10 protein-coding genes are annotated in these 21,857 nt (G+C 46.2%); 6 read left to right on the forward strand and 4 right to left on the reverse strand.

Going from position 1 to position 21,857, the window contains the following annotated elements:
• Nucleotides 1–104: 104 nt before the first annotated feature.
• The gene (locus ACRRSW_RS17500; RefSeq protein WP_432459991.1) at nt 105–2,228 is read right to left on the reverse strand and encodes a methyl-accepting chemotaxis protein; all 2,124 of its coding nucleotides are present in this window, start codon (nt 2,226–2,228) and stop codon (nt 105–107) included.
• Between the two features lie 899 nt (nt 2,229–3,127).
• Here ACRRSW_RS17500 and ACRRSW_RS17505 point away from each other — a divergent pair.
• The 5 genes from ACRRSW_RS17505 (at nt 3,128) to ACRRSW_RS17525 (ending at nt 17,085) form a co-directional block, all read left to right on the forward strand.
• Nucleotides 3,128–4,375 carry a hypothetical protein gene (locus tag ACRRSW_RS17505; RefSeq protein ID WP_432459992.1) on the forward strand — a complete coding sequence of 416 codons (1,248 nt, stop codon included), beginning with the start codon at nt 3,128–3,130 and terminating at the stop codon, nt 4,373–4,375.
• Nucleotides 4,376–4,378: 3 nt separating this feature from the next.
• Complete coding sequence (locus ACRRSW_RS17510; RefSeq protein ID WP_432459993.1) at nt 4,379–5,338, forward strand: methionyl-tRNA formyltransferase; 960 nt, start codon at nt 4,379–4,381, stop codon at nt 5,336–5,338.
• A gap of 143 nt (nt 5,339–5,481) precedes the next feature.
• Complete coding sequence (locus ACRRSW_RS17515; protein ID WP_432459994.1) at nt 5,482–5,970, forward strand: hypothetical protein; 489 nt, start codon at nt 5,482–5,484, stop codon at nt 5,968–5,970.
• 132 nt (nt 5,971–6,102) lie between these two features.
• Nucleotides 6,103–6,714 (forward strand): phage tail protein, encoded by a 612-nt coding sequence (locus ACRRSW_RS17520; protein WP_432451966.1) that lies wholly within the window; start codon nt 6,103–6,105, stop codon nt 6,712–6,714.
• A 126-nt stretch (nt 6,715–6,840) separates the two neighbouring features.
• Nucleotides 6,841–17,085 carry an Ig-like domain-containing protein gene (locus ACRRSW_RS17525; RefSeq protein WP_432459996.1) on the forward strand — a complete coding sequence of 3,415 codons (10,245 nt, stop codon included), beginning with the start codon at nt 6,841–6,843 and terminating at the stop codon, nt 17,083–17,085.
• Nucleotides 17,086–17,234: 149 nt separating this feature from the next.
• Here ACRRSW_RS17525 and ACRRSW_RS17530 read toward each other — a convergent pair whose 3' ends face one another.
• The 3 genes from ACRRSW_RS17530 to ACRRSW_RS17540 all read right to left on the reverse strand — a co-directional run bounded on the left by ACRRSW_RS17530 (nt 17,235) and on the right by ACRRSW_RS17540 (nt 20,510).
• Nucleotides 17,235–17,468: a thioredoxin family protein gene (locus ACRRSW_RS17530; protein WP_432451964.1), complete on the reverse strand. Its 234-nt coding sequence runs from the start codon at nt 17,466–17,468 to the stop codon at nt 17,235–17,237.
• A gap of 9 nt (nt 17,469–17,477) precedes the next feature.
• Complete coding sequence (locus ACRRSW_RS17535) at nt 17,478–18,473, reverse strand: permease (protein ID WP_432461131.1); 996 nt, start codon at nt 18,471–18,473, stop codon at nt 17,478–17,480.
• Nucleotides 18,474–19,385: 912 nt separating this feature from the next.
• Nucleotides 19,386–20,510 (reverse strand): ISAs1 family transposase, encoded by a 1,125-nt coding sequence (locus ACRRSW_RS17540; protein ID WP_432459228.1) that lies wholly within the window; start codon nt 20,508–20,510, stop codon nt 19,386–19,388.
• A 135-nt stretch (nt 20,511–20,645) separates the two neighbouring features.
• On the opposite strand from ACRRSW_RS17540, the gene ACRRSW_RS17545 reads away from it, so the two are divergent.
• Nucleotides 20,646–21,071: a hypothetical protein gene (locus ACRRSW_RS17545; RefSeq protein WP_432459997.1), complete on the forward strand. Its 426-nt coding sequence runs from the start codon at nt 20,646–20,648 to the stop codon at nt 21,069–21,071.
• The last annotated feature ends 786 nt before the right edge of the window (nt 21,072–21,857 follow it).

The raw sequence follows: 21,857 nt of genomic DNA on the forward strand, positions 1-21,857 counted from the left end.
TCATTCATAGCACATAGCAGCCTCTCAACGAAAATAATAAGATAGGCTTTACAAGCCCTGAACAACATTCATGTTGCTCAGGGCTTCACTCAAAAACACACAAGCTAATGTATACGAGACACGTCAAAACGTCCCACTAATAGCTCTAAACGCTGAATCGCATTCTCCATTAAGGTGGTACGACGCGACATTTGTTGGGCCGAGGTTTGCAGACGAACGGTAATATCCTGCGCACCACAGGCAGTTTGCTTATGTTTCTCACTATTCGCTGATAAATCGTTGATAATATCGAACAGAGACGATACGGATTTTTGCAGTTGCTCGTTGCGGTTAGAAGATTCATTATTCACGCTGCTACTGTCAACGTTCTCGATGCCTTGCTGCATAAATTTAACCGCAGTTTCAGACTCTCGGTGTAGTTTATTCATTAACTCGCCAATATGATTGGCCGCCTGAGAAGTTTTATCTGCTAGATTTCTCACTTCATCAGCCACCACCGAAAATCCGCGCCCATGCTCGCCAGCTCTCGCCGCTTCAATCGCCGCATTTAAGGCCAGCAAGTTAGTTTGGTCGGTAATCTCGGTAATCAACTTAACAATACCACCGATCTCTTGCATTTCTTTATTGATATCGTTGACACTTTTAGCTGAAGACTCAACAATTTCACGAATGGTGTTCGCTCCTTCTAACGCTTTAAAATACTCTTGCTGAGCACTATCAACCACCTGTTGCATCACCGCCTGCATGGTATGCGCAGAGTCACTGGCAAGCGCAATTTCATCTTGCTGGCTAGTTGCCAAGTTCAACATTGAGTCGATAGACTCAGCAGTTTCCACTGTGGCACCATCCATTTTTTGACAACGCCGTAACATCGAAGCCGAGACCTGTTGCACTTCATTGGAGGCCTGAACCAGTCGGCCCATTAATTCTTCCAGATTATCGATGAAACTATTCACCCAACGCCCCATATCACCAGTCTCATCGGCCTTAAACTGACTGGCATCCAAACGCTGATTTAGGTTGCCATCCCCTTCGGCGATGGTTTGAATCACTCGAGTCATCCCCTTCAGGCCCTGAGTCACCGGAGATGCGCAAAAATGCTTAAAAGCCAAGGCGCTAAATAAGGCCATTGAAAGGCTCAGTCCCCACTGGCCCACTAGGCCCATCTCCAGCCAGTGATTCGCCAACAAAGGAGCAAATAACACCATCAACATACACAGTACATATTGTCGGGTTAAGCTATAGGTCAGCGAGCGATGACGATACACCTCCTCCAGATCGGCCTCACACATCATTCCCCATCGATCAGCAGAGCCCTGCATCTGAAAGGTGACCCCTTTGCCAATAACCGGGATATGCCGATAGTCTGAATAACCAGGATAGTCGACGTAAAGGTTGCTGCCATTGGCGATGGTTTCCCTTACCCCGGGATGTAACTGTCCGGTGGCAGGATCGGTAAAACGGATCTCAAACTCGGTATGTTGCTGAACTTTTACCGTTCCCCACTCAGTTTTCACCCCTGACTTTAAATTTTCGCCATGGGAAAAGGTATTATCTTCAAAACGAGAGCGGGACAGAGCGGTTCCGGGCAAAATACTCGAATCAAAGTTCGATTCCACCATAAAGATATAATTATCGCCAGATTCGCTATAAATATGACCCGCTTCGCGTTGGATCAAATCGCCTAGCACATCATTCGGCACCCGACCACATAAGCAGCCACTCACCTGCTTATCTGAATCAAACAGAGGTAGGTAAAACATCAAAGTCACGGCGTCATGAAAAGACGAGCTGGAAGCCCCTAAGCTTAAGGTCCGCGGATCCACATAAGGGCCATGTAAAAACTTGTCCTGCAAACCTTGTTGTAAGGCTTTACTATCGCATTGGGTTTCGGCCAGTATCGCAGCCGATGAATGACTTACCTTCCCCTTATGATCGACTAAAAATAGCTCGGAGAAATCTGCACCACGAGAAATTAAATGCTGCAGGGTATCAACTTTATCTTGCGTCTTCTTGGTCTGTAAATAAAGCGCAGCATTTTCTAAGAAAGCCCACTGACTATTCACCCAGGCTTGCAATATTTGCACTCTGGTTTGCGCAACACTCTCAAAGGTCTCCGCCAACAACTCGCTTCTCCCTCGATTTAGCCAAGTTGCCTTCTTCATAGCCAATTTACCGGTACTTCCCATCCAGGGGAGCCAACGCCGCTCTGCATTAGTCAAATTCATCCGCCTATCTCGCATAATTATTTTTATTGAGTCACGCCAATGCAATCAATAAGCCAGCCAAGCAAAATAAGCACCAAGCTAGTGCGGCAAATAATAAATCATACAATTTTAAAAAACCAAGCACTAAAAATGGAACCAATTTAGTGCAAATGCACCAAAAATAAGCCCATATATAGTGCCTTTCGGTTGGGTGCGTAGACGAGCGCACAAAAACAGAAATATTTTTTTATAAAATAAACAGCAACATAAAATTAAATCAGCGTCTTTTCAGCACAATAACAAATAACAAAATAATGAAGAGGGAGGGCTAGTAATAAACATAGTGAAATTTAAAAATCTCACTATTGTCTGCTACTTTTTTATGATTAAATTACTTAATAAAACCGTGATACTTCTCCAAAGCAGCACAAGCAACTGAACAAAAATGAATATTTATTTAAATTTTACGCAAACATCAAAATTGAGTATTAACTTCAGTATTCAGCGTTGTGACAAGTAAGTTCAAACGTCAAAGTCCTACAGGGCCCTAAAGCTGATTGCGCTTCAGCGAGGTTTTACATCCAATCAACAGCCGAACCATTGAAGATGGCGCACAATAATTTGAACACCAACACTGTCGAACAAATGCAGCGACAAATTTTATCTGAAACGAAAATATCTGACCAAAACTCAGTAAACCTAGCCCATGCACCGTCATCGAGACGACTGAACAAAAACAAACTCAGCTAAGCATCAGACTAGTTTGTGATCCCAATAACAAATTAATAACCGCAAAGTTAATATGGCCAACTATAGTTAATTCTGACATTTATGTTATTTAGGGATGAAATTGCATACTTGTGCTGCAACCATTTAGCTAAATACTTAATGAGATTTTCAAGGCTTAATAGGCGACAGAAATGGAAAACCCTCAAGCTGATAACGATCCAAATGTCCGTCCACTCACCTTTGCGGATCCTTTAACCGACGAGCTGTTAAAATACTCACTCAGAACGCAACTTGAGTCTCTTTTCAAGACTGAAATGACGATTCAGCAGCGACAACATCAACTTCAACAAAGCTTTGTTGAGGCAATAACCTTAGTACTCGCAGACAAATCAGCAAAACATCAGCAGTTAGTTGCAGCCTTTGAGCAAATGTATGAGTCGGCGACGCAATCAATGGCTTTAGCTGAATTAAGTCAAGAATTACTGACCCGTCAGTACGTATCGAGCAGCGGACTGATTATGTCGCCTCTCAATTGTCGTCACACCATTAAAGATGTTTATCGTATTCAAGGTTATGTGCGTGGTATCGATCTCGCAATTAAACAACAGCTACGTCAAAAATCAGTAGTAAATGTTCTCTACCCTGCCTGCGGCCCATTCGCCCCGCTATTACTCCCCTTACTTAAATATTATCAGCAACAAGGTCAGATCAAAGCGGGCCAACTTAAAGTTACTCTGCTCGATATACAAGCTGGTGCGATCCTCTCGCTTCGCCAGTTAGTGAGTGATCTGGAGATTACTGACTATATCTGCGACATCGTCGAGCAAGACGCCACCGAATATATTCCTGAACAAAGCATCGATTTATTGATCTTGGAAGCAATGCAACATGGTTTCACTCAAGAAGGCCAGCTGAGTATTGCCAAACACCTGGTGCACTACCTAGACCTAGAAGGTAGCCTGATCCCGCAACAAGTGTCGGTACGCGGCATCATGGTGATTGGAGAGACCGAGTTTAGCCAACAATGGCGAACTGCAGCATTTACTCACTCACTCAATGTGGACCCAACGGCACAAGCCGACCGTATTGAACTTGGTGAGATTTTCAAGGTCAACAAATCCAGCTTATTAAAGGCACAGCCAATTGCTCTAGATGGCGGGATAAAGGTTCTCACAGCCAACCAATTGACCATTCCAAAAGGCATTGAAGATATGTCTCAGCGGATACTGGCCATTTATGCGCATGTTCATACCTACGGCCAAGAAACTGTTCAGCAGTATGACTCTGGTATCACTCATCCTCGACCGGATATGAGCTTTTACATCGATGCCCAGCCAAATCAAATTGATCACCCTTATTTTGTCGCAAACAGTGGCGATACAGTGCAGTTTTTTTATCAACTCACAGGACTACCTGGTTTTATAGCAAGCAAGTTATAGGGAATGATGATGAAACAACAATATGCAATTTTTACTGGTAGCTGTTTTGCATTTCCCACGATTCAGCGATTGCAGCAGCTGGATATGTTGGCTTGTGTCGTCCTGGTGAATAGCCCAGCGAATCCAGATCTGACCCAGTTACAAGCGCTTCTCGCGCAACATCAGATAAAAACTTTGCAATATTCCCTCCAAAGTGAAATTCAATTATTGGCAGAGCTTGATGCATTGCAAGTCAGTGCTGGTCTTGTGTATTGGTTCAGGCATAAGATCAGCCCTCAAGTCATCCAATTTTTCAACGGTTGGCTATTCAATATTCACCCAGGAAAGTTGCCCGATTACCGAGGACCAATGCCGCTGTATTGGCAGTTGCGTCATGGAGAAAAGCAACTTTGTTTAACCCTACATCGAGTCGCAGCCGAATTTGACAGTGGGGATATTGGCATGGAACAGCTCGTGCCGATCCACCCCTTCGATAGCTTGCAATGTTTATATCAAAAGGCCGCACAATATGCACCGCAACTCATTGAACGCTTATTGAACGCTATCCAATCTGATGATATCTGTTGGCAAGCTCAAGCGCAGAAAGATGTTACTGGTGCGCCGAAGATCAGCGAACAAGACCTAATAGTAGATTGGCATCGTCACTCCAGTGAAGACATTGTCAATATGGCTCGGGCAGGAAATAGTGATTGCGGGGGCGTAATACTGCCTTTTCCCCAAGGTAACTTTCATCTATATCAAGCAAGCAAGGTCAACTGTGAACTATCAGGGATAACTGTTGGAACGGTTTTAGAGGTGAGCATTCAAGCGGGAATGCTCATAAAAACCAAAGATAGCGCGCTAAGGCTAGACATCATTTCCTGCCCACAGGGCTTTTTTGATGGTTACCGTTTTGCTTTGTTATTTGGTTTAGACGCTGGCACCTGCATCGACATGGCGCTTCATCGAAAAAATAATGTTTAGAGATGGAGAGCACTGACTAAAGCGTTCCCTCTGACAATAAGTGAATAGAGAGATAAACAGCAAATTTAGACAGATACGATAATAGCCTTAGCGATATATTTATCATATCTCGACTGAAACCCTAACCTAGAAGCGAGAGAGCGATGAAGATCAAAGTCAATGTTACCAATCACTACCTCTATCAATTGGCCATTTTACCTTACAACCATGGGCTGCTCCCTGATTCAATACAGCTTTCAGAGACAGAGCGTATCGCCAAATCAAAAGGAACGGGGTCATTTAAGGTGCTCAGTGGAGAAGCCACCATTGTTTTCGTGCCGGGGATGGGCGAGTTACTCATCCATTTTTTAGGTCAGCAAAAAATTGAAAACTGCCATGACAAATTTACCGAGACCTTTAGTGATTTTGATCACTATCAACAGATGGTATTGCTCCGTTATAAAACAACAGAATTATATTGGCGATTTCCAAGTGCAGAAAGCGATGCCGAGCTGGATATCAGTGTCAATGAATTAGGCACTCTGTGCCTCGATAAAGTCCATCATGGCGAAGCCAGAAAAATATCGCTACCTGAATTTTTTATTCCGCCGGTGTTTCTGGTCGACTTACCAGAAAAATGTGAACCGATTTAAAGCCTATGAACATTCACCCTATGCTTTCCAACAACGGCAACACATGTATCGTTATCGGCAAAAATACGCCTTTTAACATGCATGAAGCTGAGCAAAGTAAACCACGTTTAATCAATATGATGAGGATTAATTATGTCTGCTGAACCCTATCTAGGCACCATGACACCATTTGCTGGCACCTTCACGATCGAAAAATTTGCGATATGTCTTGGACAACTGGTCGCTATTTCGCAAAACCCGTCACTTTTCTCAATACTCGGAGCGACGTACGGCGGGGATGCTCGAACCACCTTTGGGATCCCCGATATGCGTGGCCGCTCCCCTGTCGGTGTTGGCACAAGGCCTGGCGGGAAAACCTATTATCAAGGACACATGATGGGTAACGAGTACGCTGTTCTTGCGCTATCACAAATGCCGGAACATACGCACGCAGCAACATTCGCGCCGAGCGGGAATATATCAGTCTCAAGTAGTTTGCAGGCTGCCACTGACACTGCAACAACGACCACCCCAGCATCGAACACCCACCTCGCTGCTGGAGCCTCAAGTATGTACGTTGCACCCGGCTTTCAACCCCCCACCCTAACCGAGATAGAAGGCTTGACGGTAGAGTTGCAAGGAAGCACTGGTGGCAACGTGACTGTAGACAACACTGGAGGTGGTAATGCCATTGATATTACTAATCCGGTGCAGGTGGTGAACTGGCAAATATCGTTGGATGGACTGTACCCACCCAGAGCTTAGCTCGTCCCTGAAATCTAAATGGCGCAGTGAACAACAACTTCGCCATTGATTTGCAAACAGCGAAAGGTATCGCATCGAAGTGAGTTAAGGCAATTAAGATAATTGTATTTGATAGGGAAGACTCGAATGAAAAGGAATAAAAAGATGATTGATCTCACCTCCGCGTTCGCTGGATTACTTATCACTGTCTCGGTCAGCGCTTTTGGTGCAGATAGCTGGGAAACATCCTCATCATCGGACAGGGAACCGTCTATTACCACGCGGTCAATTGAAGAGGCCAAGCATCACTTAAGCCCTCTGGTTGGCGAAGATCAACACATTTTCCAGTCGGTTCCATTTGACCGGCTCGTGATCATCGATGCAGACGTCCCACACAGTGCTGTATTACAGAGAGCTTTTGGCATGGATATGGATATGGATAACCAGATTATTCAGCTCTCTGCACTAGATACCTTAGCCACGCTTAGCGAAAAACTGGCAAGTTTTGTAGATCTAGACGCGATTCATCTCATCTCACATGGTGCACCCGGACAACTATTCTTGCTGGGTGAAACTCTCTCCTCAAACACCCTTCGGTCCTCTAATCAATTACTCGCAGCATTGAAACACGCACTCAAACCAAGCGGTGACCTGCTTATTTATGGCTGCCAAGTTGGTCAAGGTGCGCAAGGTGCCGAGTTTGTTAGCGCATTAGCCCAACTGACTCAAACCGATGTCGCTGCATCTATTGATAATACCGGGGGTGTTCAGCAAGGGGGAAACTGGATTCTTGAGCGTCAGTTCGGCAAGATAAATACGGCGCACCTCTTTAATTCAAACGCTCTATTATTGGCAGATTATCCAACCGTGCTTGGCCAACAAGTCGTGAAATATGGAAACATCAGTTCTGCGATTGTTGATGATGTGACAATGACCGTGAATATTTCTCCCACCGTCGATTTAACCATCGACTGGGGAACGGGAACCCAAGGCAGTAATGTATACACAAATAGTCGGGTACAGCAGTTAACAGCGCTTGGCGGAGCGGTTGGTCCCGTTGATGTGGATGACACTTTTTATAATAATCGAAGCGGAGGATTGCAACTCACCGCTACAGGCAACTTCTCGCTGGATGCGTTTGAACTATTTCGAAGAGGTGCAGCGAATGGGAATACCGAAGACTTTACGCTGATTGGTTTTGATAATGGCTCACAAGTTGTTTCAGATACCCTAACTTGGGTGATTACTGGCTCCTTTGCTGCCGAAACCTTTACCCGAGGTTCAGGCACTTGGGCAGCCAATCCCGCATGGCAATCGGTAGATAAAGTGGTGATAGTCTGGCCAACTGAGGTTGCCGGGAATACGACCGGGATCCAAGGAACGGCTGGCTATCAAGAAATAGCTATATCCAGCGTGACGATTTCGGATTTTGTCGCTGCGACTAACACGGCCCCAGCCCTTGATTTAAATGGTGTTGGCGCGGGTAACGATCACACGATCTCGTTTAGCACCAGTACTGTATCCATTGCCCCCGATGCGACGGTCACCGATGGTGATGGCGATACCATGAGTACTATCACCGTCACGATGGCAAGTCGCCCGGACGGAAGTGCAGAAGGCTTGAACGTGACGGCCGCAGCAAAGAATGCACTAGGTGGTATCAGTGGACAAAGTGACAGTGTGCTGCAAAATACCATTAGCATAACAGGCGCATCAGCGACCACGGCACAAGTGGCTACTTTTTTGCAAAGTATCACTTATAACAATACGGCGGGTTCTCCGGATCTGAGCGCCAGAAGCGCGACGGTGGTGATCAACGATGGGACTGATGATAGCCTCACTCGGACCGTGACGATTAATGTGACAGGAGATATCACTCCGCCCAGTGGCCACAGTGTCGCCTTGAATCAAACAAGCTATAACGCGACTCAAGCCAGCAGCCTATCCTTCCAGTTTGCTAGTGGTGAAATTGGAGCAAACTACAGTTATAGCCTGACATCAACTGGGGGCGGGAGCGCAATTACGGGGACAGGCACACTTGCCACGGCCGTAGATACGGTTAGTTCTTTGAATGTCACAGGGCTGAATAATGGGACATTAACCCTGAGTGTGGTTGTGACCGATGCGGCAGGCAATGCGGCGACAGCGGTCACCGATACGGCCACGCTCGATAAAATATCCCCCACTGTGGTGACAACCACATCAGATAACGCGCTAAAAATGGGAGAGACGCCAACCCTAACCTTCACCCTGAGTGAAGCAAGTAGTAATTTTTCTTCTGGGGATGTCGTCGTTACGGGAGGAGCACTGTCAAACTTTAGTGGCAGTGGCTCACTGTATACGGCTACATTTACACCGACCACAAACAGTACCACCGCGGCAACAATTAATGTGGCCGCAGATACCTTTACCGATCTAGCGGGCAACAACAATACGGTTGCAGCTCAACTGAATATGACGGTAGATACCCTGCGTCCCAGCGTGACCCTGTCGAGTAACAAAACCCAGTTAAAAGTCGCTGAAACCGCCACCATTACCGCAACATTAAGCGAAGCGAGCAGCGACTTTGCGGTCAGTGATATCGCAATCATCGGCGGTACCTTAAGTGGATTTACCGGCTCAGGCACCAGCTATACGGCCACCTTTACGCCAACCACAAACAGTACCACGGCGGCAACAATTAATGTGGCCGCAGATACCTTTACCGATCTAGCGGGCAACACCAATACCAGTGCAACCCAACTGAATATGACGGTGGATACCCAGCGTCCCAGCGTGACCCTGTCGAGTAATAAAACCCAATTAAAACTCGCTGAAACCGCCACCATTACCGCAACTTTAAGCGAAGCGAGCAGTGACTTTACGGTCAGTGATATCTCTATTACGGGCGGAACCTTAAGTGGATTTACTGGCTCAGGCACCAGCTATACGGCCACCTTTACGCCAACCGCAAACAGTACCACGGCGGCAACAATTAATGTGGCCGCAGATACCTTTACCGATCTAGCGGGCAACAACAATACGGTTGCAGCTCAACTGAATATGACGGTAGATACCCTGCGTCCCAGCGTGACCCTGTCGAGTAACAAAACCCAGTTAAAAGTCGCTGAAACCGCCACCATTACCGCAACTTTAAGCGAAGCCAGTGGTGACTTTACTGTAGGGGATGTCGTCGTAGCAGGTGGCAGCCTGTCAAGCTTTAGTGGCAGTGGCTCACTATATACGGCCACCTTTACGCCAACCACAAACAGTACCTCGGCGGCAACCATTAATGTGGCCGCAGATACCTTTACCGATGCTGCGGGCAACAACAATACGGTTGCCACTCAACTGAATATCGCAGTGGATACCCTGCGTCCCAGCGTGACGCTTTCTAGTAATAAAACCCAGTTAAAAGTCGCTGAAACCGCCACCATTACCGCAACGTTAAGCGAAGCGAGCAGCGACTTTACGGTCAGTGATATCTCTATTACGGGCGGCACCTTAAGTGGATTTACCGGCTCAGGCACCAGCTATACGGCCACCTTTACGCCAACCACAAGCAGCACCACGGCGGCAACCATTAATGTGGCCGCAGATACCTTTACCGATCTAGCGGGCAACAACAATACGGTTGCCACTCAACTGAATATGACAGTAGATACCCTGCGTCCCAGCGTGACCCTGTCGAGTAACAAAACCCAGTTAAAAGTCGCTGAAACCGCCACCATTACTGCAACGTTAAGCGAAGCGAGCAGTGACTTTACGGTCAGTGATATCGCGATCATCGGCGGTAGCTTAAGTGGATTTACCGGCTCAGGCACCAGCTATACGGTCACCTTTACGCCAACCACAAACAGTACCTCGGCGGCAACCATTAATGTGGCCGCAGATACCTTTACCGATGCTGCGGGCAACAACAATACGGTTGCCACTCAACTGAATATCGCAGTGGATACCCTGCGTCCCAGCGTGACGCTTTCTAGTAATAAAACCCAGTTAAAAGTCGGTGAAACCGCCACCATTACCGCAACATTGAGTGAGGCCAGTGGTGACTTTACTGTAGGGGATGTCGTCGTAGCAGGTGGCAGCCTGTCAAGCTTTAGTGGCAGTGGCTCACTGTATACGGCTACATTTACACCGACCACAAACAGTACCACGGCGGCAACCATTAATGTGGCCGCAGATACCTTTACCGACGCTGCGGGCAACAACAATACGGTTGCCACTCAACTGAATATCGCAGTAGATACCCAGCTGCCCAGTGTGACGCTTTCTAGTAATAAAACCCAGTTAAAAGTCGGTGAAACCGCCACCATTACCGCAACATTGAGTGAAGCCAGTGGTGACTTTACGGTAGGGGATATCGTCGTAGCGGGTGGCAGCCTGTCAAGCTTTAGTGGCAGTGGCTCACTATATACGGCCACCTTTACGCCAACCACAAACAGTACCTCGGCGGCAACCATTAATGTGGCCGCAGATACCTTTACCGATGCTGCGGGCAACAACAATACGGTTGCCACTCAACTGAATATCGCAGTGGATACCCTGCGTCCCAGCGTGACGCTTTCTAGTAATAAAACCCAGTTAAAAGTCGGTGAAACCGCCACCATTACTGCAACTTTAAGTGAAGCTAGCAGCGACTTCACGCTCGGCGATATCTCTATTACGGGCGGCACCTTAAGTGGATTATCTGGTTCTGGTACCAGCTATACTGTCACATTGACCCCCACGGTCGAGGGTCAAATAAACGTTTCCGTTGCCGCAGATACCTTCAGCAATGCATCTGGGAACCTGAATGTAGCGTCAACAACTCAGCATATTCAGTATGACGGAACCTCCCCTTATATTACGGCATTGCTTCCTGCAGATAACAGCGCCAATGTGGCTAAGGATGCGTCGTTGGCGATCACATTTAACGAAACCATCGTTGCCGGGAGTGGCAATATTTCGATTTTTGACAGCGCCGATGATAGCTTACTCGAAGCCATAGCGGTGGGTGGTTCGAAAATAATCATGACTGGGCAAGTTGTGACCATCAACCCTACCGCCACTTTTACGCCTACTCACAGTTATTATGTGCTGATTGGGAACAATGCCCTTGAAGATAGTGCAGGCAACACCTTTAGCGGATTTTCGACACAAAACTCATACAACTTCACCATTAACAACCTCGTTCCTCATGTATCCGATGATGCCATTTCAATCGCTGAAGATAATCAAGTTGCGATTGCTGTTTTGGAGAATGATAGCGACGACGATAGTCCAATCAATTTAGCGAGTATGACGATTCATAGTCAGCCGCTTCATGGCATTACCCGTGTGAATACCGGAACGGGAGTCGTGAACTACACACCGGATCCTAATTATGTCGGCAGCGATAGCTTTACCTATACAGTTGAAGATATCTATGGAGGCGAATCCATACCCGCAACAGTTACCCTAACAGTGGCACCTGTTGCCGATGATCCGGTAGCGATCAATGATGTTGCAGAGACAATGGAAGATACCTTATTACCAATTGACGTTGTTGCCAATGATACCGACCCAGATATTGGCGATATACTAAATACCACTCAAATTGTAGTCACACCACCCGCACATGGCAGTGCCGTGGTAGCTGATGGCAAAGTGAACTATACACCCTCCCTTGATTTTACCGGGACAGATCACTTTAGCTACACCGTTGCAGATAGCACTGGGCGAGTGTCGAACCTTGCCACGGTCACGATCAATGTATCTGGAGCAAATGAGGCTCCTATCGGCGTCGCAGATAGTGTCACAACAGACGAAGATCATGACGTTGATATCAATGTGCTTGTCAACGATACCGATAGCGACGGCACAATTGATGTCGCCAGTGTCCAAATAGTTAAGCCACCAGCGCATGGTTCGGTGAGTGCAAATGCCAGTGGAGTGTTGACCTTTACCCCTGAGGCTAACTATAGCGGTGGCGATAGTTTCACCTATGTTGTTGAAGACGATTTACATGCTAGTTCTGCAGAAACCACCGTCACGGTGACCATCAATTCTCTCAATGACGCGCCAGTTGCCCGCGATGACATCGCGATGCTGCAGGCAGATATTCCCCATCACATCAATGTGTTGGGGAACGATAGTGATATCGATGGCACACTAAATCTGAGTTCGATTTCTATCGTAGCAACGCCAACGCAAGGGCTTGCCACGGTGATTGCTTCTGGCCTGATTCAATATACCCCAAACACACATCTTAGTGGAGAAGACAGCTTTACCTATACGATTGCCGACAACTCAGGTGCCATTTCTAATGTGGCCACCGTGACGCTGACCAATAATGTGGTGAACCACCTCCCCATAGCGAACAACGATGAAGCCTCAACAGAAGAAGATCAGCCGGTCAGCCTAAATGTAACCAGCAACGACAGCGATGTTGACGGTTCACTGGAAACCACATCTTTGATGATCGTAACAACTCCGAGTTTAGGTTCGGTCACCGTGAATGGCGATGGGTCGATCACCTACATCCCTCAGGCAAATGCCAGTGGCCTAGATAGTTTCATGTATACCATCAGTGACAATGAAGGGGGGCGCTCCAATCAAGCCACCATACATATCACGATTCGCGCGGTGAATGATGCCCCCAGTATCAGCATTGACTCTACCATCAGTACCGATGAAGATAATGACCAGAACCTAAGTTTTACTTACACAGATGTAGATGACAACACGGTCGTCGCAAGTGTCAGTACCCAAGCAAGCCATGGCACAGCCAGCGTAAACGGCACCAGCGTGAACTATATACCCGAAGCGAATTTCTTCGGTAGTGATAGCTTTACCCTCACTCTCACCGATAATGCGGGCTATACCACCACCCAACAAATTAACGTCACCGTTTCTTCAGTCAATGATGTGCCGAGCATCAACATAGGCTCCACCTTAAGTACCGATGAGGATAATAACCAAAGTCTCAGTTTTAGCTACTCAGATGTGGATGGCGATACAGTAGTCGCTTCAGTATCCACCCAAGCAAGCCATGGTACGGCCAGCGTAAATGGCACTACCGTCAGCTATGCCCCCGTAGCGAACTATTTTGGCTCGGATAGCTTTACCCTCACCCTAACCGATAATAATGGTTACAGCACCAGCCAGCAGATCAACGTCACCGTGGCTTCGGTGAATGATGCGCCCAGCATTAGCATGGGCTCCACCTTGAGCACCGATGAAGATAATAGCCAAAGTTTGAGTTTTACTTATTCAGACCTAGACGGTGATACCGTGGTCGCGAGTGTTAGCAGCCTAGCTAGCCATGGTACGGTGAGCGTAAACGGCACCAGCGTGAGCTATGCACCCGAAGCGGATTTCTTTGGTAATGATAGCTTTGTCCTCACTCTCACCGATAACAATGGTTATCAAACAACAAAAACCATTACCGTGAATGTTAACGGACTTAACGACAAACCGATTGCCGAAGATGATTTACCAATTTTACAAACCAATGATGAGAACCGCTATCAAATAGACGTCTTAGCCAATGATAGTGATGCCGATGGCGACCCTATTTCCATTATTGCAGCCTCGGTGAGTGTAGGAGAAGTGCGAATTAAAGATAACCAACTCGTTTATCAAGCGCCTATTGGCACCGCGGGTAAAGTCGAATTTAACTACATGATTCAAGATCCAACGGGAGCAAGTGCCAGTGCCCAAGTCTCTTTACTACTGCAGGCGATTGCCAATGAGCGATTACCTATATTAAGTCCACCTGAGGATGTTGTCGCAAATGCCACGGGCTTATTTACAAAACTTGATATCGGAAAGGCAAGTGCGGTTGATGCAGCAGGTGAAGCGCTTCCAGTTTCTCTGGTGAATGGCCCGAGCTTATTTCCTCCCGGCAATAACACTGTACATTGGCAAGCCAGTGATGCTCAAGGCAACACCGTGATCTTAAGCCAGAATATAAAAGTAAATCCATTAATTTCAATCGCTAAAGACCAACAAGTGGTTGAAGGTACAGAGCAACAGGTTACGGTATACCTGAATGGTAAAGCCCCTGACTACCCGGTTCGCATTGCTTATAGCGTTTCGGGAACCGCAGATGAGAACGACCATGATTTAAGTGACGGGGAACTTATTATTGAGCAGGGAACGGAGGGGGTGATTCCATTATTCATTTACCAAGATTCGCAAACAGAAGGAAATGAAACCATTGAAATTCACCTCAGTCGCGAGCACAACTTAGGCAATAAGTCGGTACATACTTTAACGATTGTTGAAAACAATGTGGCCCCAGAAATGGAGCTTCAAGTTTCACAAGCTGGAGAACAACGGCATTTAGTGCTCAATAATCAAGACTTAGTGCTCATTAAAGCCTTAATATCCGATGCTAACCCAGCTGATAATCACACTATAGTCTGGGCTTCCAAGCATTCAGAGATGATTAATTTAGCGACCGAACAGGATCAATTCATTTTTAACCCAACATCCTTAGTTCCTGGAATATACCCGTTAACCGCAACAGTAAGTGATGATGCCCCCGAAGCTCTCAGCTCCAAACAAAATATATATATTGAGGTGACCAACGCACTCGCCGAACTGGGGAATGAAGACAGTGATAATGATCTGATCTCAGATGCCCAAGAGGGCTATAAAGATTCTGACAATGACGGAGTTCCTGATTACCTCGACGCCATTGATGAATGCAATGTATTACAAGAACAAGTCTTACACGGACATCAATTCTTAGTAGAAGCAGAGCCCGGCGTTTGTTTACACAAAGGAGTCACCATTGCTGGAAATCAAACAGGCGGCGCGCAATTACTTGAACACGAGCTACTAGCCAATGATGAGATGACGAATGTAGGTGGTATATTTGATTTTATTGCGACGGGTTTAGCGACACCGGGACAAAACTATACGGTAGTACTCCCCCAACGCTTACCGATCCCCGAAAGTGCTGTTTATCGAAAATTTCAAAACGGACAATGGGTTAATTTTGTCGAAGATACAAATAATATAGTCAGCTCTGCGGCTGGCGAACAAGGGTACTGTCCGCCCCCCAATGATCCACAGTGGGCTGCTGGCTTAAACGCTGGATATTGGTGTGTGCAATTAACCATTCAAGATGGAGGCCCAAATGACGATGATGGCCTTGTGAATGCAAGTATTACCGATCCGGGCGGAGTCGCCATAAACTTAAGTAACAACCAATTTCCTGTCGCAATGCCCGATAGTGTGACCGTAAAATGGAATGAGAGTATTGTTATTGACGTTCTCGCAAATGATACCGATCCAGATAACGATACACTTAATATCACTGCCGCAACGGTCGACTTTGGCGAATTATCCATTGAAAATTCACAACTGGTATACACCACGTCAGATAGCTTTTTCGATAAAGCAACCATTCAATACAACATTACCGATAACCATGGCGGATCAGCTTACAGCTCCGTTGTTATCCAAGTTGTCAACAACTTTGCTCCGATAGCCCATCAAGATAGCGCCACGACCGACGACCATAGTCAAATCAAAATTTCGGTCCTGAGCAATGATCTCGATGCCGACAATGATCAACTAACCCTCACTCAAGCAAGCGCAAACTATGGAGACGTAGTCATCAATGATGATCAAACCTTAACTTATACACCCAAACTAGGTTTTGATGGCGAGGATATGATCACTTACAGCATACAAGATGAAAAATCAGCAAGCGCACAAGGCACGGTAATGGTCACGGTGAAAGCCTATGTATCAACTACTGTTGAAAACTCTTCGGGAGGCTCTATGGGAGTAACTATGTTGTTATTCGCAGGCTTGCTCCTGCTACGTCGCCATAAACAAATAGGCAGCATGCTATTATTACTTATCATTAGCGCTCAGGCACAAGCAGAGCCAAACCGATGGTCAGTTGAAACAGAGCTTGGCTATGCCAAAGCACACCACAACAGTGAACTCGATAACATTCCTTCGGTACAAGTCATGGATACTGATGACTCAGATTTTGCTTGGTCCATTGGAATTGCTTATCGTTTCAAACCCAAGTGGAAGTTAGCCCTTCGCTACATCGATCTTGGTCAGGGCAGTGCCACTTTAAAAGCGGAGACTCTCTCACCCGAGGAATACCACCAAGCCGTTGCAAAGGCGACGCCAGTACTTGGCCATGGTTTCGCAAGTGATTTGAGTTACCAACTGCTGAATAACGAGCATATTCTGGTTGATGGCAGCCTAGGCCTGTTCCGCTGGAAAAGTCAGTTAGAAAGCATTGTGCAAGACAGTGTGATCCAACATGATAAAACCGCCACCGATCCCTATCTCGGTCTACAAGCCGCTTATCAATTAAGTCCTCAATGGGCCCTAGGCCTTGGATACGCTCATTATTTCATTTCTGAGAACGATATTGACGCTTTCAGTATAAAACTTATTTATCGTTTATAAGCCATCCTATTTACAGGGTTCTATTATAAACAAATCCGCAGCTCTTTCGATTTGCAGCACCAAAACCTCAAAGTGCTGCAAATTCTCGGCTTAAATCGCAATCAAATATCCTTGAAATACCTCAATAGATAACGCTTGCTATAAATAACTCATTGTAGCCATTCAAGCACTTGTTGATAACTGGGTACACTGCCTTTGTGTATCACCTGTTCATCAAGCACCACCGCAGGTGTCGACATCACCCCATAAGCCATAATTTGAGCTGGCTGTTCGACTTTCTCCACACTAATTTCGCTATCTAATTCATTGGCGGCTTTTTCTAATAAAGCGACGGTATTTTTACAGTTACGACAACCTGAGCCTAAAACTTTAAAATGTTTCATGATTCACTCCTAAATAAAAGTACTTAAAAAATTAAAAATCCAACCAATCAAGGTGAAGGAACACAACAAGGTCACGAATAAAATGGCTAATAAACGCCATTGCATCACTTGTTTTAACAAAATGAATTCCGGCATACTGGCGGCCACAGTACTCATGCAAAAAGCCAGCGTCGTACCTAAAGGTAAGCCGTTCACTAACAAACTTTCCATGATGGGGATCACCCCTGTCGCATTCGAATAGAGGGGAATGCCAATCACCACCGCAGCAGGCACCGACCACCACTGACCACTTCCCAAATGTTGTTCTATCCAACCATCAGGAACAAAACCATGTAAGGCAGCACCAACTCCAACGCCGATAATCACCCACTTCCAGACACGAGAAAAAATAGTTCGAGTTTCATCGAAAGCAAATTGATGGCGAGCTCGATAACTTAAACGTGTAGAACGTTGCTCATTAGAAGGCTGTGCACTTTGGCTTTGTCCCTCATGTAAGGCCTTAGCCGCAAAAGACTGCAACCATCGCTCCGCATGAATGGCATCAAGAAACAGCCCGCCAAGGATCCCAACCGACATCCCTATCAGCAAATAAAGTAGGGTAAACTTCCACCCAAGCAGGCTCATCAGCAATAATATGGCAACTTCATTGATAAGCGGCGAGGTCAGTAAAAAGGCCATGGTGATGCCCAAAGGGATCCCAACTGAACTAAATCCCAAAAACACTGGAATACTAGAACAAGAGCAAAATGGGGTAATCGCGCCAAAGACACTCGCCAATACATAGCCAAACCCGCGGCTTTTACCCTGTAGAAAGTCCCTTACTTTTTCCACGTCTAGAGACGCCCTTAATAAGCCAATGAAGTAAATCATCACCAGCAACAAGGCAAAAATCTTGGTTGTATCTTCAATAAAAAAATGTACCGCAGTGGCCCATCGCTCATCAGGTTCTAAATTTAATAAGCGGTAGGTAAACCAGTCTGCGAACCAGCTAAAATAGTAGAACATCATTGTCTCCCCTAGAGTTCACACCATCGGCAATGCAACCATGGTAAAACTCACTTGTAATTTTCGATTAGCAGTGTCTTTAGGGTAAGACGGCACAGGAAGTGAAAAGATGCAAAAATATATGCTCCCTCTTAAGGATAGTTAAACTTCGATGCTCCACACTGGTTGCGAATCACAGTTATAACGGAAGCAAAAATCGGAATAACAAGCACAGTAAGTGTCGGCGGAAAAATTTGATCACTCCATGGTTCATCGAATTCCTGTCCAAGTGCCAGTTACTTTAAACTAATGCGTATTTGCCCCATTCCGTGTTAGCAACGGGGTAAAAGCTTTCGCCTACGGCGACGTCATTTTTCTTTGGCGAGCAAAGAAAAACGAAGCAAAAAGAAAGCTCGCCCTGCATCTTCTTAGATCCTGCGTTGCTCATTATCAAGGGCGTTGAACTAACTCGCTACGCTCAAACAGATTTCAACTTTGCTCCCTTGTTCATTTGCGCGACTCGGCGAAGATGATGGGATTTAAAGCGTAATCTTAGCTATCGAGAGTATGAAAGGTTTTTGTTTTTAGAATGGGGGTCTAGTTTATTTCTCGGTGCGAATACTGTAATAGTGCTGATAAATTGTATTTCTAAATCGCTGCTGGAGCCGCAATGGTGTGTTTGACATGTTGCGCACTTTTTATCTGTATATATACAGCATTCTTAGTTTCGTTTGCGTCATTTGTCAAAGTAATCAATGATAGAAATGGATCAACGATTGATTGATTCCGAGTAAAAAACTAAGGTAGACAATGGGTTAATATCAAATCATTAATTGATGAGCGAATGTGATGAAGGTCATGTTTTTTGTGATAGGACGCGCGCTCATTGAATGGGATAGACCGCACGTGCGGCCAGGGTGAGAGCGTGAATGGTTACTTTTTGCTCTCATCCCGCGAGAACCCTGCCGATAGCACCTGTTCAAGGTAAGTCGTATTCATTGCCGCGATATTTTGCTTACGTCTGATACTGGCCTTTTTACCCTTTTCCTGTCGCAGCAGGTTCAGTGCTATATGGCGGATAATCGCCAAAAGCTCAGCAGCGTTCTCTCGGTAGATTTGGCAGTCATCTTCGTTGAACGATGTATCAAGCACCCAGTGAAGGCTGTTTTCGATACCCCAATGGCCTCGCACTGCATCAGCGAATTGTTCTTTGTTCAACTCTGCCGAGCTGATGTAGTAGCGGTACTCTAGCGACTCTTTGCCGTTAGCTGCCATGCGATAACCCATTGCAACACCGAGCGTTTTCAGCCCGGGCCAATGCGCGAACTCTTTCGCCAGCTCGTTGGCAGGCAGCACCGCATAGGCTCTCGCCTCCTTGCGGCCTCGGCCTTTCTCTATACATACAATGGGGTCATCAATTACGGGGTTCAGTTGAGCTTGCACAGCGTTATAGAGTGACTCTTGATTACCTTTTACTGCCAGCAAGTAATCCGCTTTTCTGTCTGTTATGGTTTTTGCGATATTGGTTTGGCAACCCATGGCATCTATCGATACAAGCGCCCCCTTGAGCTCTAGTGCATTGAGCAGCTCTGGGATAGCGGTAATTTCGTTGGATTTAGCATCGGTTTTTACTTGCCCCATTACGACACCATTGGCGGTGGCAAACGCGCTGACCATGTGTATCGTAGACTTGCGGTCATCCCGACTGTAGGAGCTGCGGAGCACCTTGCCGTCTACTGCGATTAGCTGCCCACCGGTTTGCTCACTCACCGCTAACATCCACTTGCTGAAGCACTGCTGAAACTGCGATGGGTCAAGCCGTGAAATCAACCGAGCAATGGTATCGTGTACTGGTAGGCCTGAAGCAAACAGGCCCTTTTCACGTAACCAGTTGAAGTGGGCTTCACCAAAATCTTCGATATCCTCCCAACCTTTGGCTCCGCCAATAGTTGCACATACGGTAAGGAACATCACATCGAACAGCGGATAGCTTACTTTAGCGCTTTGGCGAGGATCTTTAATGCTGGCGAAATGCTCAAAAAATACGTCGATGGTCATGGAGGGCTCCCGAAAAAGGGAGTATAAGATCACAGCGCGAACGTCAGGTCAAATAGCTTGTGCTTGCTCAAAAAACGTTCGCGATCTCACCCTGCACGTGCGGCCTACTTAGCGTTATGTTTAAAGGGAGTTTCAATGAAATTATTAGCACTATTGTTAAGCGTCATTTTATATACGCCATTTGCTTTTTCGGATACTGATTCTCAGCGAATCGTTGTAGATAAAGAGCATATCCAAATGGGGAAGGTAGGCAAGATATACTCTATTGAATCAAGCGAAGAACTAATTTTGGATGCCACTCAATATGACTATACCTCTTTCAGTCCAATGTTAATTGGGCTACCAAATACTGCGAAAGTAATTGTGGATGGATTAGAGCATTCGTTTTACTGGGAAGTGTCTCAGGGCGAATACTTACTAAATGAAAATTCGTTGGTTTCAGAAGCATCATTATTTGAAGGGTTTAAGTCAGGAAAAGAAGTCGTTGTTGCTCTTGGGCAGTCACACAAGGGCACAGGTCCTTTCAAAGTATATTGGGTTGGGAAGTTGTCTATAAAGTAAGCCCATAAACATAATCGGGTAGCCGGAGGTATCTAACCTCCAGCCCCCACAACACCCTGCATGCGGCTCCGCACAGGGCGTTTCCTGAAAACGGTTAAAATACAACGGCCGATTAGCTCCTTTGCATTCCAATGATGGCTTCTGTTTTTTGCGCCACCGTTCCTAAGTCCGGTCGGATATAGAACGAGTGAGCAGCACAGGCTCCTCATTGATTTTCAGGTTCAGGCCTTCACCATGTCCCAACCATTACACAATAGAACGGCATTGGGACTTTTTATCTAAAAAAAGCCGTCTGCTTAAATCGCCATAGCGTGAGTTAAACAATCGCCTGTTAAGCAGATCTCCCACTCTTTGTTTATAAGAAGTAGAACATGCACTTTCTCTTTTCTCTGCACTGCTGCATCATTTACGGTGGCCGTTAGATCACATGAGCTCAAAGTCTTGTGCCAACTCGCCTCCAGCCTACGCCTCATATGATGTTCTTGTTCATCAGCTCGCCCTCTCTTTAGATAAAAAGGCATCCGGCTTCCTTCAGACATTCCCTCGCGGCAATGCCCTTGCCATTCGCTAGTCCTTAGCGTTTAATAATCAAAGTGTTATTAAACGGTGACCTTCCTACAGAGGACTTTCACCTCATTAGTTCATGCCCATGCTGGGCGTACACAAAAACCTGCAAAGGACGTAAAAGCCAGCCCGTTTTTTGCAGGAGCAAAAGCGCAAAAAAAGGTCTCACCTTTTACGCCTCTGAGGTTGGCGTTAGTTGCCAATCATTACTGAAACAGAGGG

It is taken from the genome of Agarivorans sp. QJM3NY_25, assembly GCF_050870875.2.
Classification (GTDB): Bacteria; Pseudomonadota; Gammaproteobacteria; order Enterobacterales; family Celerinatantimonadaceae; genus Agarivorans.